The organism is Kocuria sp. CPCC 205231 (assembly GCF_040980965.1).
Taxonomy (GTDB): Bacteria; Actinomycetota; Actinomycetes; order Actinomycetales; family Micrococcaceae; genus Kocuria; species Kocuria rosea.
The window spans coordinates 1-3,365 of sequence record NZ_JAVKPP010000045.1; the positions used below are offsets into that span (position 1 = coordinate 1).

The following is a 3,365-nucleotide window of genomic DNA, read 5'->3' on the forward strand; positions in this document are numbered from 1 at the left end:
GTGGGGGCGGTGATGGAGGCCTCCATCTTCATGGCCTCGATGGTGGCCACCTGGCCGCCCGCCTCCACGGTGTCGCCCTCGGCCACCGTCACGGTCACCGCCCCGGCGAACGGGGCGGCCACGTGGCCGCGGTCCGTGGGGTCGGCCTTCTCGGTCTCGGGCACCGAGGAGGTGATCGAGGTGTCGCGGACCTCGATCATCCGGGGCTGGCCGTTGAGGGTGAGCATCACGGTGCGCATGCCCTTGTCGTCCGGCTCCGAGATGGCCTGCAGGGTCACCAGCAGCCGCACCCCCTTGCCGAGGGAGATCACGTGCTCCCGGTCGGAGGTCAGCCCGTAGAGGAAGTCCCGGGTGTGCAGCAGCGCCAGCTCGCCGTACTTCGCCCGGCTGGCCTCGTAGTCCCGCGTCGGGCCGGCGAACAGCAGCCGGTTCAGCGTGGCACGGCGGGTGGCCGGGTCCCCGGCCAGGGCCTGGGAGTCCTCCGGGGCCAGCTCCGTGATCCCGACACGCACGTTGCGGCCCTCCAGGGCCTTGGAGCGGAACGGTTCGGGCCACCCGCCGGGAGGCGTGCCGAGCTCCCCGGCGAGGAAGCTGATCACCGAGTCGGGGATGTCGAACTTCTGCGGGTTCGCCTCGAACTCGGCCGGGTCCACGCCCATGCCCACCAGCTGCAGGGCGAGGTCGCCCACGACCTTGGACGAGGGGGTGACCTTGACCAGCCTGCCGAGCATGGCGTTGGCGGCGGTGTACATGTCCTCGATCGCCTCGAACCGCTCCCCCAGTCCCAGCGCGATGGCCTGCTGGCGCAGGTTCGACAGCTGCCCGCCGGGGATCTCGTGCCGGTACACGCGCCCGGTCGGGGCGGTGAGCCCGGACTCGAACGGGGCGTACATCCGGCGGATGACCTCCCAGTAGGGCTCCAGGGCGGTCGCGGCCTCCAGGGGGATGCCGGTGTCCCGGTCCGTGTGGGCCAGGGCGGCGATCAGCGCCGAGGCGGGCACCTGGGAGGTCGTGCCGGCCATCGAGGCCTCGGCCACGTCCACCGCGTCCACGCCCGCGTCGATCGCGGCCATCAGCGTGGCGAGCTGCCCGCCGGCGGTGTCGTGGGTGTGCAGGTGCACGGGCAGGTCGAAGCGCTCCCGCAGGGCGGTCACCAGCTTCGCCGCCGCCGCGGGGCGCAGGAGCCCCGCCATGTCCTTGATCGCCAGCACGTGGGCCCCGGCGTCGACGCACTGCTGGGCGAGCTCGAGGTAGTAGTCCAGGGTGTAGAGGTCCTCGGCCGGGTCCAGCAGGTCCCCGGTGTAGCACAGGGCGACCTCGGCGACCGCGGTGCCCGTCCTGCGCACGGCCTCGATGGCCGGGGCCATCTGCTCCACGTCGTTGAGGGCGTCGAAGATCCGGAAGATGTCCACCCCGGTGGCCGCGGCCTCGGCCACGAACGCGTCCGTCACCTCGGTGGGGTACGGGGTGTAGCCCACGGTGTTGCGCCCGCGCAGCAGCATCTGGATCGGGATGTTCGGCATCGCCTCCCGCAGCAGCCGCAGCCGCTCCCACGGGTCCTCGCCGAGGAAGCGCAGCGCGACGTCGTAGGTCGCCCCGCCCCAGGCCTCGACCGAGAGCAGCTGAGGGAGGGTGTGGGCGTAGGCGGGGGCGGCGGCGAGCAGGTCGCGGGTGCGCACCCGGGTGGCCAGCAGCGACTGGTGGGCGTCCCGGAACGTCGTCGAGGTCACCGCCACCGCCTGCTGCTCCCGCAGGGCCCGGGCGAACCCCTCGGGGCCGAGCTCGACGAGCCGCTGCCGCCACCCCGGCGGCGGGGTGTGCTCGGAGGGTCCGTCGAAGGGAGAGCGGAACGGCTCGTCCTGCTTGTCGCCCGGGTAGCGGGGCAGCTTGGTGCGCGGGTCGATGCCCTCCACCCGCTCCCCGTTGGGCTGGTTCACCGTGACCTCGGCCAGCCAGGTCAGCGCCTTGGTGGCCCGGTCCCCGGAGGTGCGGGCCTCGAGCAGCTCGGGGCGGCGCTCGATGAAGTCGGTGGCCACGTTGCCGGCGAGGAACTCCGGGTCGGCCAGCACGGCCTGCAGGAACTGGATGTTGGTGGACACCCCTCGGATCCGGAACTCGGCCAGGGCACGCTGGGACCGGTGCACGGCGGTGGCGTAGTCCCGGCCCCGGCAGGTGAGCTTCACCAGCATCGAGTCGAAGTGCGGGGAGATCTCCGCCCCGGCGTAGACCGTGCCGCCGTCCAGGCGCACCCCCGCGCCGCCGGCCGAGCGGTAGGCGGAGATCTTCCCGACGTCGGGGCGGAACCCGTTGGCCGGGTCCTCGGTGGTGATCCGGCACTGCAGGGCGGCCCCGCGCACGGCCAGCTCGTCCTGGGCGATGCCCAGGTCCGCCAGGGTCTCCCCGGAGGCGATGCGCAGCTGCGACTGGACGAGGTCGACGTCGGTGATCTCCTCGGTCACCGTGTGCTCCACCTGGATGCGCGGGTTCATCTCGATGAACACGTGCTGACCCGCCCGCTCCCCGGCCGTGTCCACCAGGAACTCCACGGTGCCGGCGTTGACGTAGCCGAGCTCCTTCGCGAACTTCACCGCGTCCCGGTGCAGGGCCTGGCGGATCCCCTCGTCGAGGTTCGGCGCCGGGGCGATCTCCACGACCTTCTGGTGCCGGCGCTGCAGGGAGCAGTCGCGCTCGAACAGGTGCACCATCCCGCCCTCGTTGTCGGCGAGGATCTGCACCTCGATGTGGCGGGGCCGGAGCACGGCCTGCTCCAGGAACACGGTGGGGTCGCCGAAGGCGGTGTCGGCCTCGCGCATCGCGGCGGCCAGCGCCTCGGGCAGCGCCTCGGGGGTCTCCACCCGGCGCATGCCGCGGCCCCCGCCACCGGCCACGGCCTTCACGAAGATGGGGAACCCGATGCCCTCCGCCTGCGCCAGCAACTCCTCGGGGTCCGCCGAGGGCTCCGTGGAGGCCAGCGTCGGGATCCCCGCCCGCTTCGCCGCCTTCAGCGCCGCGACCTTGTTGCCGGCCAGCTCCAGGATCTCGGCCCGCGGGCCGACGAAGGTGATGCCCTCGCGCGCGGCGGCACGAGCCAGGTCCGGGTTCTCCGAGAGGAACCCGTAGCCGGGGTAGATCGCGTCCGCCCCGGACTCCTTGGCCACCCGGACGATCTCCTCGACGTCGAGATAGGCCCGCACGGGGTGGCCCTCCTCCCCGATCCGGTACGCCTCGTCGGCCTTCTGCCGGTGGATCGAGTTGCGGTCCTCGTACGGGAACACCGCCACCGTCTTGGCGCCCAGCTCGTAGGCGGCACGGAAAGCACGGATCGCGATCTCGCCGCGATTGGCCACCAGGATCTTGGAGAACAT

General features: G+C 72.6%; 1 protein-coding gene. It reads right to left on the reverse strand.

Features of this window, described 5'->3' with window-relative positions:
* The coding region (locus tag RF640_RS18725) for a pyruvate carboxylase (protein WP_368828647.1) at positions 1-3,365 on the reverse strand (3,365 nt) is incomplete at its 3' end.